12 protein-coding genes and 1 rRNA gene are annotated in these 14,967 nt (G+C 45.1%); 7 read left to right on the forward strand and 6 right to left on the reverse strand.

The features are described from left to right. Positions 1-84: ribosomal RNA gene (rrf, locus tag OCV81_RS02465) — 5S ribosomal RNA — on the forward strand; the annotation flags it as partial. Between the two features lie 382 nt (positions 85-466). Here the strand turns inward: rrf and nadB are convergent. After that, on the reverse strand, positions 467-2,053 hold the full coding sequence (gene nadB, locus OCV81_RS02470; RefSeq protein ID WP_022353431.1) for an L-aspartate oxidase: 1,587 nt from the start codon (positions 2,051-2,053) through the stop codon (positions 467-469). Between the two features lie 177 nt (positions 2,054-2,230). Between nadB and OCV81_RS02475 the strand changes: the two genes are divergently transcribed. The 6 genes from OCV81_RS02475 (at position 2,231) to OCV81_RS02500 (ending at position 8,209) form a co-directional block, all read left to right on the forward strand. Beyond that, positions 2,231-2,653 carry a PH domain-containing protein gene (locus tag OCV81_RS02475; protein WP_022353433.1) on the forward strand — a complete coding sequence of 141 codons (423 nt, stop codon included), beginning with the start codon at positions 2,231-2,233 and terminating at the stop codon, positions 2,651-2,653. Positions 2,654-2,680: 27 nt separating this feature from the next. Beyond that, on the forward strand, positions 2,681-3,073 hold the full coding sequence (locus OCV81_RS02480; protein WP_022353434.1) for a hypothetical protein: 393 nt from the start codon (positions 2,681-2,683) through the stop codon (positions 3,071-3,073). 23 nt (positions 3,074-3,096) lie between these two features. Then, positions 3,097-4,437 (forward strand): dihydrolipoyl dehydrogenase, encoded by a 1,341-nt coding sequence (lpdA, locus tag OCV81_RS02485; RefSeq protein WP_148328088.1) that lies wholly within the window; start codon positions 3,097-3,099, stop codon positions 4,435-4,437. Positions 4,438-4,450: 13 nt separating this feature from the next. Next, positions 4,451-5,866 (forward strand): D-alanyl-D-alanine carboxypeptidase/D-alanyl-D-alanine endopeptidase, encoded by a 1,416-nt coding sequence (gene dacB, locus OCV81_RS02490; RefSeq protein ID WP_148328090.1) that lies wholly within the window; start codon positions 4,451-4,453, stop codon positions 5,864-5,866. Between the two features lie 223 nt (positions 5,867-6,089). After that, a complete protein-coding gene (locus OCV81_RS02495) occupies positions 6,090-6,884 on the forward strand; it encodes a gluconate 5-dehydrogenase (RefSeq protein ID WP_148328092.1) in 795 nt (264 codons plus the stop codon). 89 nt (positions 6,885-6,973) lie between these two features. Further along, positions 6,974-8,209, forward strand: coding sequence for a DUF4861 domain-containing protein (locus OCV81_RS02500; RefSeq protein WP_148328094.1), 1,236 nt, complete (start codon positions 6,974-6,976; stop codon positions 8,207-8,209). Between the two features lie 78 nt (positions 8,210-8,287). Here the strand turns inward: OCV81_RS02500 and OCV81_RS02505 are convergent, their stop codons facing one another. The 5 genes from OCV81_RS02505 to mnmD form a co-directional block, all read right to left on the reverse strand. Then, on the reverse strand, positions 8,288-8,899 hold the full coding sequence (locus OCV81_RS02505) for a polysaccharide deacetylase family protein (protein WP_148328096.1): 612 nt from the start codon (positions 8,897-8,899) through the stop codon (positions 8,288-8,290). 140 nt (positions 8,900-9,039) lie between these two features. Continuing rightward, positions 9,040-12,372, reverse strand: coding sequence for a DUF2723 domain-containing protein (locus OCV81_RS02510; protein WP_148328098.1), 3,333 nt, complete (start codon positions 12,370-12,372; stop codon positions 9,040-9,042). A 111-nt stretch (positions 12,373-12,483) separates the two neighbouring features. Then, positions 12,484-13,251: a metal ABC transporter ATP-binding protein gene (locus OCV81_RS02515; protein WP_148328100.1), complete on the reverse strand. Its 768-nt coding sequence runs from the start codon at positions 13,249-13,251 to the stop codon at positions 12,484-12,486. A 14-nt stretch (positions 13,252-13,265) separates the two neighbouring features. Next, positions 13,266-14,138: a metal ABC transporter solute-binding protein, Zn/Mn family gene (locus OCV81_RS02520; protein WP_148328102.1), complete on the reverse strand. Its 873-nt coding sequence runs from the start codon at positions 14,136-14,138 to the stop codon at positions 13,266-13,268. Between the two features lie 82 nt (positions 14,139-14,220). Then, positions 14,221-14,883 carry a tRNA (5-methylaminomethyl-2-thiouridine)(34)-methyltransferase MnmD gene (mnmD, locus tag OCV81_RS02525; RefSeq protein ID WP_148328270.1) on the reverse strand — a complete coding sequence of 221 codons (663 nt, stop codon included), beginning with the start codon at positions 14,881-14,883 and terminating at the stop codon, positions 14,221-14,223. Positions 14,884-14,967: the final 84 nt, after the last annotated feature.

Genomic DNA, 14,967 nt, shown 5'->3' on the forward strand with positions numbered 1-14,967 from the left:
CCTCTTCCCATTCCGAACAGAGAAGTTAAGCTTCGCCACGCCGATGGTACTGCGTACAAGTGGGAGAGTAGGTAGTCGCCGTTTTAGGGAAGCCCCGAGGCAGAAATGCTCCGGGGCTTTTTTTGTGCCCGTTCCCCGCACGCTAGCTCCGGAAATGCGGCCTTCCCCGTGGCGGAAGGAAACTCCGCTGGAGGTTCTCTGATGTGGATTCTTTTTTGGCTGGCATTAGATGCTCCCTGTATGTTTTGCAGACGCGATTTCTTAAAATAGGTAAACTCGTGTCTCTTCTATTCAGCTTCTAAACTTATATTATCTCCAGGCACTATTTTAAAGCCTTCTCGGCAATTTTTTGACGCTTTTAAGGATTGGCATAGAATGTGTAGAAATCTTGCGTCTGAGGGGAAATAAAAGGGTATAAAAAAAGCCGGAACGAAGAATTCCGGCTTTTGATAGGGTGTGTAGCAGATTATTTTTCAGCTTCACTCTTGGCTGCATGTGGATAATCAATCGTGTAATGAAGTCCTCTGCTCTCTTTTCTTTCCATGGCCTGACGGGTAATCAGGTAACCTACGTTAATCATGTTACGGAGCTCACAAATCTCTCTGGAAGCTTTTACACGTTTGAACAGACGTTCTGTTTCTTCGTACAGAATGTCCAGACGGTTCCAGGCACGTACCAAACGCAGGTTGCTTCGAACGATACCTACGTAGGCTTCCATGATTTGGTTCACCTCTTTCATACTTTGGGTAATCAGGATACGTTCTTCATTGCTGATGGTACCTTCTGCATCCCATTCCGGAATATCTTCATTGAAATCGTAACGGTCGAGTACGCTGAGGGCATGTTTGGCTGCTGAATCAGCATATACGATGGCTTCTATCAGTGAGTTGGATGCCAGACGGTTTCCTCCATGCAGTCCGGTGCAAGAGCACTCTCCGAGGGCATACAACCGCTTGATGCTGGACTGTCCGTCCAAATCCACTTTGATACCTCCACACAGATAATGCGCAGCCGGTGCAACTGGGATGTAGTCTTTGGTTATATCGATACCCAGGCTCAGGCATTTCTTGTAAATGTTCGGGAAATGTTTTTTGGTCTCTTCCGGATCTTTGTGAGTGACATCCAGATATACATGGTCTTCTCCACGTTGTTTCATTTCACTGTCGATGGCACGAGCTACGATGTCGCGCGGTGCTAGAGAAAGGCGCGGGTCGTATTTCTGCATGAATTCTTCGCCGGCGAGGTTTCGCAATACAGCTCCATATCCGCGCATGGCTTCCGTAATCAGGAAACTAGGACGGTCGCCTGGGTGATACAGGGCGGTAGGATGGAACTGGATAAATTCCATGTCTTTTACTACTCCTTTGGCACGATAAACCATGGCGATACCGTCTCCGGTAGCTACCAACGGGTTGGTAGTATGGTTGTAAACGGCTTCACATCCGCCGGTGGCCATTACCGTCACTTTAGACAGGAAGGTATCGACCTCTCCCGTAGCTTCATTCAGTACATAAGCTCCGTAGCATTTGATGCCCGGCGTATGGCGGGTGACAATGATGCCTAAATGATGTTGGGTGATGATTTCTACGGCATAGAAATTGGTGAATACCGTAATGTTGGGATGACGTTTCACTTCTTCAATCAGACTGGTCTGGATTTCGGCTCCCGTATTGTCTTTGTGGTGGAGAATACGGAATTCGGAATGTCCACCTTCTTTATGCAAGTCAAATTCTCCATTTTCTTTTTTATCGAAATTTACTCCCCATTTTATGAGTTCCTCTATTTGAGAGGGTGCGTTGCAGATTACTTTTCTGACAGCGGCAGGGTCGCTGATCCAGTCTCCTGCAACCATGGTGTCGTGGATATGTTTTTCAAAGTTATCCACCTTCAGATTGGTCACTGAAGCGATTCCACCTTGTGCATAGTAGGTATTCGCTTCTTCCAGTCCGGCCTTGCAGATCAGTGCAACCGAACCTTTGTGCGCTACTTTCAGCGCAAAGCTCATTCCGGCAATTCCTGAACCGATAACGAGAAAATCGAATTTTCTTATCATAACGTTGGATATTATGACACAAAACTACAAAAAAGTCAGTTAGATGATGCTTAAAAGCATTCTTTTTTATAAATGCTTTGTAAGCGGACTTTTAAAATACTTAAAGATGCGTTTGAGATGTTTTGTTTTCAAGCAGAAATTCTTATCTTCACGGGAAATTAAAACAAAACTCAAGAAATGAATCGCACTTTTCAATCAAAAGTTGGCTGGTGGTATTGGATTGTAATAGGAGTAACTTCGGTGTTGTTGTTCTTCTTTTTCTGGGAGCATCAGGTTATTTGTACTATCTTGTGTGCAACTGTGGTGATTTTTGAGATAGAGATGCTCATTCACACACAGTATGTGATTACAAGCGATGGATGGCTGAATGTAGAAACAGGACGATTCGTGCCGAATGCTTCTATCGAAATTAGTCAGATTCTTCGTATACGGAAAGTTCGTTCCATGGCCTTTTGGGAACCGGCGTTGTCGTTTGAACGTCTGGAAATTACGTTTAAAAAGCATGGAAAGGTCTGTTCTGTATGCCTTTCTCCTAAAAATACAGAAGATTTTGTCCGCTGTCTGCTCAAAAAGAATGAAGCGATTCAATTTTATGACTGAGACAAACAATTAACTGAAAAAAATACTATGGTACGTGAGTTTAAAATCCGCAGAACCCCTTTCAAAGTGTGGCTAGGGGTTGTCATTGTAATTGTAGCCATCGTGTTGATGGCCTTGCACACTGAGAATTACTGGAATCTTTCACCGATTGTGCTTCCTGTTCTTTTATTGATTGACGAGCAGATGACGCGTATTCAAGTACAAGAAAACGGCGATATTTGGTTGAAAAGGGGCTTTAGTGGGAGTATTAAGGCATACGGTGTCATGCGGATTGTGTTGCGTAAAAAAGATTCGTTATTGAAAGGCCGTGTGACGGTATATTATACCAAGGGATTCCTTAATTTTGATCCGGCGGACTTGAAAGGTTTTTTGGCATGTGCGAAAGAGCGTAATCCCCATGCTGACTATCGTGAAGAATAATCATCCTTATAAATTTAATGACTATGAAGTATCAACTGGCTATAATAGGTGGAGGTCCGGCTGGATATACAGCGGCAGAAACGGCTGGAAAAGCAGGATTGAGTGTGGTTTTGTTTGAAAAAAACAATGTGGGAGGCGTTTGTCTGAACGAGGGATGCATTCCGACTAAAACCTTGCTGTATTCAGCGAAAGTGCATGACATGGCCCTTCATGCTTCCAAGTATGGAGTGAGTGTACAAGACGTTTCTGTCGATTTGGGAAAGATTGTAGCCAGAAAAACAAAGGTAGTGCGTAAACTGGTAATGGGCATTAAGGCCAAACTGACTGCGCAACATGTGACGTTGATACAGGGAGAGGCTTATATTCAGGATGCTCATGCAGTTTGTTGCAACGAGGAGGTTTATGAGTGTGATTACCTGATGGTATGTACGGGAAGTACTACTTTTGTACCGTCTATTCCAGGGCTTGACACGGTGAATTACTGGACACATCGTGAGGCATTAGAAAATAAAGAAATTCCTTCTTCGTTGGTGATTGTGGGTGGAGGAGTAATTGGGATGGAATTTGCCTCTTTTTTCAATAGTTTGGGAGTAGAAGTCACGGTGATAGAGATGATGGATGAGATTCTAGGTGGAATAGATAAAGAACTGGCTGGCTTGTTGCGGATGGATTATGCCAAGAAAGGAGTAAAATTCCTGTTGGGAGCAAAGGTAACTCAAATTGCACAGAGCGAGGAAACGGTAGAAGTGAGCTATACTTGCGGTGAGGATAAAGGAAGTGTATGTGCAGAGAAGCTGTTGATGAGTGTAGGCCGACGTCCTGTTATGACAGGTTTCGGGTTGGAGAATTTGCACCTGGAGTTGACAAATCGTGGTACGGTAAAAGTGAATGAATATTTACAGTCTTCTGTGCCAGGTGTATATGTATGTGGAGATTTAAATGGAGTATCCTTATTGGCTCATACAGCCGTACGCGAGGCAGAAGTGGCTGTCCATCATCTGCTGGGAGAAAAAGGTACAATGAGTTACCGGGCAATTCCAGGAGTGGTGTATACAAACCCGGAAGTCGCTTCGGTAGGCTTGACGGAAGAAGCGCTGAAGCAGGAAGGACGGACGTATCAGGTTCTGCGTTTGCCTGCCGCCTATTCAGGGCGTTTTGTAGCCGAGAATGAAGGGGTAAACGGAATTTGTAAAGTGCTTGTTGGCGAAGATGAGGAAATATTAGGTGTACATCTGCTAGGAAATCCAGCTTCAGAGCTCATAATACAAGCTGGAATGATGATAGAAGACCGGCGTAAACTAGCTGAGTGGAAAAAATATGTATTTCCTCATCCTACGGTAGGCGAAATATTCCGCGAGTTATAAAATTTAAAAGTGAATGAAACAAATAAACGGACTGCTGTTTCTTTTGATTTTTTGGACGGGGGTTCTTCAGGCTCAGAATACATGCAGAGAAGAACTGGATCGGTTAATATCTTCTGACCCCTTGTTGAAAATTTCCGAAGTAGGTATCGTGGTGCACGACTTGACGACAGGAAAAGAGCTTTATAGTTACCAGGCTGATAAATTGTACAGACCAGCTTCCATTGAAAAAGTAGTAACGGCGGTAACAGCCTTGAAGCTACTGGGGGAAGATTATCAGTTTCAAACAAGACTGTCGTATGAGGGAGTCATAGAAAAAGGTGTGTTGCAAGGAAATTTGTGTGTGACTGGCGGATTTGATCCGGAATTTATGGAATTGGATATGGATTTCCTGGTACGCGCTGTAAAAAATGCAGGAATAGAGACGGTTTCCGGTCAGCTTGTGGGAGATGTTACTCTGATGGATTCTCTTTATTGGGGAGCAGGATGGTCGTGGGATGATACTCCTGAATCGTTTCAGCCTTATCTTTCACCGCTTATGCTGAATAGAGGTTGTGTGGATATAAAGGTGACACCTGCGACAAAGGGACAAGCTGGAAACGTAAAGATAACTCCCGAATCAGATTATTATCAGGTAGACAATCGTTCAGTCAGCTTGCATCCGGATGCCGGTCGGCTGAAGATTACCCGTGACTGGCTGACCAATGGAAACACGATAAAAATTTCCGGTTGTGTGTCATCTGCTCGTGGAAGAACTCTGAATTTATATGATTCCAAGCGCTTTTTTATGGAGACTTTCCGGTATAAGCTGGAAAAGGAAGGTATCTCCGTGGCCAAAGACAGCATTTCCTTTCGTGGAGTGACTGCTCAGGCTCACGCACTTTATTCGTGCCGTCGTCCATTGGATATTGTGATGAAACGTGCGTTGAAGGAAAGTGATAACCTCTCCGCGGAGGCCTTGTTTCGTCAGTTAGGAAGAGCAGGAGGAAAAGATACCTTACATGTTTCTTTTGAAACTTGCCAGAAAGTGGTAGGTGATTTTATGCAGCATTCTTTGGGATACGATCCGAAGAATTACCAGATTGTAGATGGAAGTGGTGTTTCTTTGTATAATTATGTTTCTCCCCGGTTGATTCTGGCTTATTTGAACTATGCGTATCGCCACCCGGCTTTGTTCCGTATTTTTTATGATTGCTTGCCTGTAGCAGGTGTGGATGGTACGCTTCGTGGAAGAATGAGAAAAGGAAAAGCCTTTCGAAATGTAAGAGCAAAAACGGGTACTGTGACAGGTATATGTTCCTTGGCTGGTTATTTGACATCCGTGAACGGACACAAAATTTCTTTTGTCATCATTAATCAGAACGTATTGAAAGCTCGTCCGGCTCGTATGTTTCAAGACAAGGTTTGTGAATTATTAGTGAATATGAATTGAGTATGAAAGACAGGAAAAACGTATTTCTAGAGTGAAAAAGTAGGAAATACGGAGAATACAGCACAATTTTATAGGTTTTGTGAACAAATATTATACATAAGACTCAAGTTACTTTTGTAATTTTGTCTGCGTAGAGAGAAAAAGAATATTTTAAATAATAACATGCTGTTGTTGTCTGTGTGTTTTCACAGAAAGCAACACAGTGAATTAAATTATAATTATTATGGTAAACTTTTCACTTGAAGGTAAGGTAGCCCTTGTAACAGGTGCTTCTTACGGTATTGGTTTTGCTATTGCTACAGCCTTTGCTCAAGCTGGTGCAACTATCGTGTTTAATGATATCAAACAGGAATTGGTTGACAAAGGTCTGGCTGCTTATAAAGAAAAAGGTATCAATGCACACGGTTATGTTTGTGATGTCACTAACGAAGAAGCTGTAAATGCATTTGTTGCACAGGTAGAAAAAGAAGTCGGTGTGATTGATATTCTGGTAAACAATGCAGGTATCATCAAACGTATTCCGATGTGTGATATGACTGCAGAACAGTTCCGTCAGGTGATTGATGTAGACTTGAACGCTCCGTTCATCGTTTCTAAAGCCGTTATTCCTAGCATGATTAAGAAGGGTCATGGAAAGATTATCAACATCTGTTCTATGATGAGTGAACTGGGTCGTGAAACTGTTTCTGCATACGCTGCTGCCAAAGGTGGTTTGAAGATGCTGACTCGTAACATTGCTTCTGAATACGGTGAATTCAACATCCAGTGTAACGGTATCGGCCCGGGTTACATCGCTACTCCGCAGACCGCTCCGTTGCGTGAACGTCAGGCTGACGGTTCTCGTCATCCGTTTGATGCATTCATCGTGGCTAAAACTCCGGCTGCCCGTTGGGGAACTCCGGAAGATTTGATGGGTCCTGCTGTATTCCTGGCTTCTGACGCATCTAACTTCGTAAACGGTCACGTATTGTATGTAGACGGTGGTATTTTGGCTTATATCGGCAAACAGCCTAAATAAGTAAAAATATATTCGTGAATAAAAATGTCATTCTGGGAGGGGATTCTTTCCCAGAATGACTTTTTGGTAAATAAGATAAAGATAATATTATGAGAAAGACTTTGTTTGCCATTGCTGCCTGTGCCGCAGGGCTGCTGGCAGGATGTAGCAAATCAGAATCTGTCACAGTGACTATTTCGAATCCTTTGGGCATGGAGCGTGCGGGGGAGATGGTAGAAATTCCTGTAGACGATATTTATAAGCAGCTAAATCTGTCAGATACTGCTCAGTTTGTAATTTATGATGAAAAAGCTCAGGAAGTTCCTTATCAGCTCACTTACGATGACAAAGTGATATTTCCTGTTTCTATAGCTTCCAATGCCTCTGTGAATTATACTATACAGCAAGGTACTCCTGCCCTTGTGAATGCGGTGGTCTATGGTCGTTATTATCCGGAGCGTCTGGACGATATTGCCTGGGAAAATGATCGTGCGGCTTACCGTGCATACGGACCTGCATTGCAGAAAAGTGGTGAAAAAGCGTATGGTTATGATGTATTTACTAAGAGCGTGGAAGACTTGGTCGTAGAAGACCGTTATGCAATGGAGTTGGATTCCATGGCTTGGGTTAAAATTCATGCTTTACGTGAAGAGGGTAAAAAAGCAGCGGCAGATAGCCTGCAGCGTACCATTTCTTATCACGTGGATCATGGCAACGGAATGGACTGCTATGCGGTAGGACCTACGTTAGGCGGGGGAACGGCTGCGTTGATGCCCGATTCTGCTATTGTATACCCTTATTGTTACAAGGATTATGAGATTTTGGATAACGGGCCTTTGCGTTTCACGGTCAAGCTAGTGTTCAATCCGTTGGTGGTGAAGAATGACTCGAATGTGATAGAAACCCGTATCATCCAGTTAGACAAAGGTTCCCAGCTGAATAAAACCACGGTGACCTATGATTATCTGACACAGGCTACTCCTGTGGCTGCCGGTCTGGTGTTGCATGCGGCCAATCCGAAAGGCTATGCGTATGATGCTTCTGCAGGTTATATTTCTTATGCAGACCCGACTACAGAGCCCAATTCTGATAACGGAATTGTGTATGTAGGTGCTGTGTTCCCTGAAACGGTGCAGACCTGTGTACAATTGTTTGACAAGCCTGTGGGTGATGCCTTGGGACATGTGTTGGGTATATGCGATTATGAATCAGGTAACGAGTTTGTCTACTACTGGGGTTCCGGATGGAGCAAGTACGGTTTCTCGAAAGCCGATGACTGGAACAAGTATCTGAAAGACTATGCTCAGAAGGTACGCAACCCGTTGACGGTCACCATTCAGAAATAAGAGACTGTCATTATTCGGACAGATCAGACATAAAAAAGCGCAGGGTAAACATGGAGGTTTGCCTTGCGCTTTTTTGTATCAGGGAAATACCTTAAATTCGTATCCTTCCTTCAAGAGCCATTCAATGGAGCGGGGAAGGGCATATTTGAGGTTGTTTTCCGACTTCAAAGAGTCGTGAAACGTAATGATGGAGCCGTTTCGGGCATATTTCTTGACTTTATCGAATACTTGCGGACCGTTGAGACGCTTGCTGTAATCCCGGGTCACCAAATCCCACATTACAATCTGATATTTCTTTTTTAGCACGTGATACTGCATCCAGCGCATGTGACCGTGGGGCGGTCGGAAGAGGTTCGTCTGAAGGTAAGCGTTGGCTTTGTCCGTATTGGCCAGGTAATTCCGGCTCAAGAACTCAAATCCCCGTATGTGGTTGAATGTATGGTTGCCGATGCGGTGGCCTCGTTCCACCACCATCTGGAACTCCTTCGGATGTTTCCGTACGTTGTCGCCTACCATGAAGAAAGTGGCTTTTATGTGGTATTTGTCTAATAAGTCGAGCACCCATGGCGTAATGTCGGGTATCGGACCGTCGTCGAAAGTCAGATACACCGACTTCTCGGTCTTGTCCATGCGCCATAAGGCCTTAGAATACAACAGACGGATGAATTGGGGAGGTTGTTCAATGAACATGCTTTCGTTGTTTTTTATGGTTGTATAATATCCAGAAGTCAGCCGAAAAAAATGTCATTCCGGAGCAAGCATAAGGTGAATTATCTTTTGCTGCGTCCAGAATGACATTTTGTATCTGATGCTACAGCTGTCACTAACGGTTACTGAGCCTGTCTACTGGTTCCTACCCGTTGTTCAAGCAGTTTGTACAGCTGGTCAAACTTCTGTGCGTAATGTAGGGCAGAATCGACTTCCTTTCCCGTTTTGCTGTCTTTAATTGTAGCCAAGGTCTTGCACACATCATCCAGTATGTAGAAATAACGCATGCAGTTCTCGTAAGAGCTGGCAAAGCGTGTATCGTCCAGACTCAAGTACCAGGTAGCGTATTCCACCGCATTGTTGGCCAGTTCGTTGAGAATCTTCTCTGCCTTCTGGGTTTGTCCCAATGCCAGGTAGTTGTCGGCCATCTCCTTGGAGCTGCTCATCACGTAATCGTGAGGCACCGTGGTGGAAGGAATGACCTTCTCGCAGTAGTCGAGTGCCTTCAGGGCCTTGTCTTTCTTGCCTTCCTTAATCAGCTGGCTGGTCAGCTGCACGAACATGCGGCGGTGTGTGTCGCACATGCGCAGTACCGTTTCATCCAGATAGATGTTCGGGTTGTCGATGCCGCCGAACTTGAACTTGTGCATCAGGTTGTCGTACATCTTCTCACTGTCTAGACGTCTGCCCAGCTGCGCGTTGTCGAACGGAGTGATACGATAGGCCAGCCCCTCCTGCAGGAAGTTGTTGGTCAGGTTCAGGTGATTTTCCGAACCCACGGTGATGGCCATGTACATCGGGCGTTCCCAGTTGGTATTGGCCAGCATTTCCAGCATCATCAGCTCACTCTTGTACAACACCCGTTTGCCTTTCAGCGAAATGTGCATATAGTCAGGAATGGAATCAGGTGTCAGCATACCCGAACGTTTGATAGCTTCCTTGTCCAGTTTGATGACGATACTGTCGGTCGGAATCATCTGCAAGTCTTCTTTCGGAGAGCGCACCCAGTGTTCCAGAATGTTCTTCAGCTCGTAAGGGTTGTCTCCGAATTCCTTGGCCGCTTCTTCCGGGTTCTTCTTGTAGAATTCCAGTACCGTAGGCATGGCATCCGGGCGTACATACACGGCTTCGTTGTGCCCGGATACATAGTCAATACGTTCCCAGTTGATAGGAACCGACGGAGAATCGTAGGCCGGACGGCGCATCTGGTCGATGTACCAGTCGGTCTGCAGGTAACTCAGGTTGCAGACACGTACATCCGTGCGCACACCTTCCGTTTCCTGGTTGTACCATAAGGGGAAAGTATCGTTGTCACCGTTGGTGAAGAGAATCGGATTTCCCTTGTCCGGTACAGAGTTCAAGTAGTTCTGTCCGAAGTCACGGCAGGTATAGCGGTCGCTGCGGTCGTGGTCATCCCAGGTCTGGCTGACCATCTGTATCGGTACCAGCAGACATACTACGCTGGCCAGAATGGCCGCAGGTTTTTCGTTGATTTTCTTACTCAGATATTCCGCAATGGCAGCGACTCCCAGTCCAATCCAGATGGCGAATGCATAGAAGGAACCAGCATACGCATAATCTCGTTCACGCGGCTGTTGCGGTGTCTGGTTCAGGTAAAGCACGATGGCCAGTCCGGTCATGAAGAAGAGGAAGAATACCACCCAGAATTGCTGGATGCCTTTTTCACCTCTGTAAGCCTGCCAGAACAGACCGATAAGTCCCAGAATCAGCGGCAGGCAGTAGAACACATTATGTCCCTTGTTGTTCTTCAGCTCGCTCGGAAGAAGAGACTGGTCGCCAACCAACATCTTGTCGATGAACGGGATACCGGTAATCCAGTTGCCATGTTCAATTTCTCCCTGGCCCTGGATGTCGTTCTGACGTCCGGCGAAGTTCCACATGAAATAACGCCAGTACATGTAGTTCAGCTGATAGATGAAGAAGAACTTGATGTTATCCCATTGGGTCGGAATCTTGACCATAATCATCTCGCCACACTGGTCGTAAGGCACCTGACGTCCTTCCACACCGCCCAGCCAGTCTTCGTAGGCTTGTGCGTGTGCATCACTGTACATACGCGGGAACAGCATGTTCTGCGCATATTTGTATTCCGTCTTGTGTCGTACGATTTCGTAGCTGTCTTTTTCGTCTGGGTGTTCCTTTTCTTTCCGCTGGTAAACCGGAGCCCCTTCTTCTACGTCGTACACACAGCCTCCTTCCGTCGGTTTCAAGGCCGGTTTGGAAGCATAGGTCTGTCCGTAGAACAGCGGACGGGTACCATACTGCTCACGTCCAAGGTATTCGCCCAGCGTAAAGATATCTTCCGGAGAGTTCTGGTCCATCGGCGTGTTGGCCGAAGAACGGATGACGATGATGGCATACGAAGAATAACCCACTACAATCATCATCATGGCCAGCAGGCTGGTATTCAGCGTACGGGCACTGACACGGTATTTCTCGCTGAGGTTGGCGAAGAGGTAGATGGCCAGAATCGCCAGCACGATTACACCGATGAACACGCTGCTCCATCCGTGTCCGTAGAACGGAATACCCAGCAGACCCACCGTGGTGAGGAAAGAGATGTTCATCCGCTTGCGGCTTTTCACCGTATAGCTTTCATATACACCCCAGATGATGCTTGCGGCCAGGATAATCATGTAGATGATGACACCCGTGTTGAAAGGCATACCGAAGTCGTTGACAAACAGCAGTTCAAACCATCCGCCTACTTTCACGATGCCCGGCACGATGCCGTAAAGCACGACTGCTACCAGCACCATGGAACCAATCAGGGCAATCAGACTGCCTTTCAGGTTGGCATTGGGGTTTTTCTTGTAATAATATACCAGTACGATGGCCGGAATACAAAGCAGGTTCAGCAGGTGTACGCCGATGGACAATCCTGTGAGGTAGGCAATCAGAATCAGCCAGCGGTCACTGTGAGGCTCGTTTGCCCGGTTCTCCCATTTCAGAATCAGCCAGAAAACGAGAGCCGTGAACAAGCTGGAGTACGCATATACTTCTCCTTCCACGGCACTGAACCAGAAGGTGTCACTCCACGTGTAAGCTAAGGCACCTACGAGTCCAGACCCCATGATGGCAATCAGTTTGCCGGTCGTCATCTGGTTCTCATCTGGGCAAATCAGCTTTTTGGCCAGATGGGTGATGCTCCAGAACAAGAACAGGATACATGCGGCACTCATCAGGGCGCTCATGGTATTGACCATGCGGGCTACTTGTGTGGGGGCACTGGCAAACTGACTGAACAAATTAGCGGTCAGCATGAAGAAAGGTGCGCCGGGAGGATGTCCTACCTCCAGCTTATATCCGGTGGTAATGAATTCCGGACAGTCCCAGAAGCTGGCTGTCGGTTCGATGGTCATGCAATAAGTAAATGCGGCCACCGCAAAAGTGAGCCAGCCAACCAGGTTGTTAATCTTGTTGTACTGTTTCATGAATTATTTTTAGTTTCTCGTTAAAATTCAGTGCGGCAAAGATAGCAAACATTTGCTAATCAAGTCTCAAAAGTAAATGATAATGTTGCAAAAGGCGTTAAAAGCGGCTTTTTACTCTTCATGATGATGGCATTTCAGGATGCGATGAGGCAAATTGCCATGTCCTAGCAGTTCGATGGAGCATTCAAAATGGGTTTCCAGCCACTCGGCAGAGACTTCCGTATCCGGATGGTAATCCAGTGTGCCGTTCACGCAGGCCACACTTTTCACGTTTTGCAGAATGGTGCCGATGTCATGGCTCACCAGTACGATGGCACATTCCTTGTTGATTTCCTCCAGCAAGGCATAGAGCCGGGCTTCAAACCGCTTGTCAATGTACGTGTTCGGTTCATCTAGAATAACGACTTTCGGGCTGGAAACCAATGCTCTTCCCAGCAGTGCCCTTTGCAGTTGTCCACCGCTCAGTTGTCCGATAGCCCTTTCTTCCAGTCCCTCCAGTCCCATACGAGCAATAGTCTGTCGTACCTTTTCATGTTGTTCTTTGGAAAATGAACGGAACAATGATTTCTGCTTGTTCAGACCAGACAATACCACTTCATACACGGAAATGGGAAATTTTTTGTCGATACTGTTATATTGCGGTAAATATCCCATGGTAATTTCCTCTACCTCTTTTCCTTCTTGAAAGAACAGGATTTGTCCAGCAGTAGGTTTCAGTAGTCCCAATATGATTTTTACCAACGTGGTTTTCCCCCCTCCGTTAGGACCTATAACTCCCAGAAAATCTTTTTCTGCTATTTCTAGGTTTACATTTTCCAATACTTTCTTTTGGTCGTATGCGGCGGAAATTCCGGTTAATCTGATAAGCGGTTGATTCATTGATTCTAAGTAGTTTAATTCATATTGTTTCGATGCAAGGCTTTGGCAATAGCCACCATTTCCTTATCCCAGTTATAGCTTAATGGATTAATGGGGACGATTTTCAAATTAAGCTCCTGTGCTATCACTTCGGCATTACGTTGGTCAAATTCTTGTTGTACGAAAACAATTCTGGCTTTTTTCTGGCGGCAAGTTTTCATCAGCTCCTGTAAATGTGTGGGAGAAGGTTCTTTTCCTCCTTCTTCTATGCTGATTTGTTGCAAACTATAATCACGGGCAAAATAGCTTAATGCCGGATGATAAATCAGAAAACTGGTATCTGCATTGGTCAGGTAACCTTGAATTTCTTGTTCTGTTTTGTCAATAATTTGTTGCAGACTGTCTAAACGATGCTGATAGTAATTTTGATTTTCAGGGTCGATTTCAGATAATGCCTTACAAATATTAAGTGAGATGATGCGGGCATTTGGAATGGAATTCCAAATGTGTGGTTCTACTCCATCTATGTTTCCGTGAGTATGTGTATGGGGATGGATGGCATAAATTAAATCAATCCCTTGCGACATGTCATAGAATGGCAATTTAGGAGTGTTGGCTTGTAATTTTTCTGTCCATGCCTGTTCAAATCCGATGTGTCCGATACGTAAATAAGCTTTGCTACGAGCCAAATCAACGAGTTGCTGCGGGGTAGGGTCGTAGGTCTCTGGATTACCGCCTTTGGGCACGATGCTGACTACCTGGAACTTGTCTCCTGCAATGGCTTCTGTGAAATATCGTAACGGTTCAATGGTTACAGTGAGTGTAGGAGTTGTATTTTTATTGGGCTTTCCTGTACAAGAGGCGAGCAATATCATGAAGCTTGCCAGTATAAAGATGCATTTTCTCATGAGTTTGTGTGAGATTGAATAATTTGTAATACAAAGATAGTAGTTTCTTTTGGGGTTGCCAGTTTCTTTTTGGGGGTGAAGTTCAGGCTTTTTCTTTGCTGGCTCGAAGTATTTCGCGCTTACCTCCCGGAGGGCCTGGCAGCCGTTCTACCGTGAATCCGGCTGTTTGTAACATTCTTCTGACCACTCCTTTGGCACAATAGGTAGTAAGGATTCCTCCAGAATTCAGTTGTTGGTATAGCTTGTCAAAAAGAGTCTGATTCCACATTTCCGGTTGTTTTTCAGGAGCAAAAGCATCGAAATACACCACATCATAGTATTCTTTGAATGCAAAGCAAGTAAAATCTGTTTCTATTTTATGTAAAGTAAAATAAGGAGAGATTTTTACCGGTTGATTCCATGGTGTGGTATGTAAGGCATAAAATTTCTGGCTTTCTTCTGGTGCTATTTTTTCCGGATAGGCCAGTTTACGTACAGTCTCTTCTCCTAATGGAAATTTCTCTATGCTGGTAAAGGAAACTGTCCTTTGTTGTTTTTCTGCTTCTAGTAGAGTAAGAAAAGCGTTTAGCCCTGTTCCAAATCCGATTTCTAACACATGAGGGTTCTTCACTGGAGAGTGATTCAGTCCCATCTGGATAAAAATGTGTTCTGATTCTGTCAGTGCTCCTTTTACAGAGTGATAGTGTTCATTCAGCTCAGGAACAAATAGCGTATTGCTTCCGTCGGCAGTAGTTTCAAGTGTAATCATATATGGATCTTAGTTGCGTTTGTTCAACAATTATCTGTTTAGGGAAGAAATCTTACTTTCTTCTTATAACCCCTAAAAATA

Source organism: Phocaeicola fibrisolvens (genome assembly GCF_025567125.1).
Taxonomy (GTDB): domain Bacteria; phylum Bacteroidota; class Bacteroidia; order Bacteroidales; family Bacteroidaceae; genus Phocaeicola; species Phocaeicola fibrisolvens.

Bases quoted from the DNA above. Each gene is read 5' to 3' on its own strand.
- nadB (WP_022353431.1), bottom strand. From the start codon at position 2,053: ATGATAAGAAAATTCGATTTTCTCGTTATCGGTTCAGGAATTGCCGGA.
- OCV81_RS02475 (WP_022353433.1), top strand. From the start codon at position 2,231: ATGAATCGCACTTTTCAATCAAAAGTTGGCTGGTGGTATTGGATTGTA.
- OCV81_RS02480 (WP_022353434.1), top strand. From the start codon at position 2,681: ATGGTACGTGAGTTTAAAATCCGCAGAACCCCTTTCAAAGTGTGGCTA.
- lpdA (WP_148328088.1), top strand. From the start codon at position 3,097: ATGAAGTATCAACTGGCTATAATAGGTGGAGGTCCGGCTGGATATACA.
- dacB (WP_148328090.1), top strand. From the start codon at position 4,451: ATGAAACAAATAAACGGACTGCTGTTTCTTTTGATTTTTTGGACGGGG.
- OCV81_RS02495 (WP_148328092.1), top strand. From the start codon at position 6,090: ATGGTAAACTTTTCACTTGAAGGTAAGGTAGCCCTTGTAACAGGTGCT.
- OCV81_RS02500 (WP_148328094.1), top strand. From the start codon at position 6,974: ATGAGAAAGACTTTGTTTGCCATTGCTGCCTGTGCCGCAGGGCTGCTG.
- OCV81_RS02505 (WP_148328096.1), bottom strand. From the start codon at position 8,899: ATGTTCATTGAACAACCTCCCCAATTCATCCGTCTGTTGTATTCTAAG.
- OCV81_RS02510 (WP_148328098.1), bottom strand. From the start codon at position 12,372: ATGAAACAGTACAACAAGATTAACAACCTGGTTGGCTGGCTCACTTTT.
- OCV81_RS02515 (WP_148328100.1), bottom strand. From the start codon at position 13,251: ATGAATCAACCGCTTATCAGATTAACCGGAATTTCCGCCGCATACGAC.
- OCV81_RS02520 (WP_148328102.1), bottom strand. From the start codon at position 14,138: ATGAGAAAATGCATCTTTATACTGGCAAGCTTCATGATATTGCTCGCC.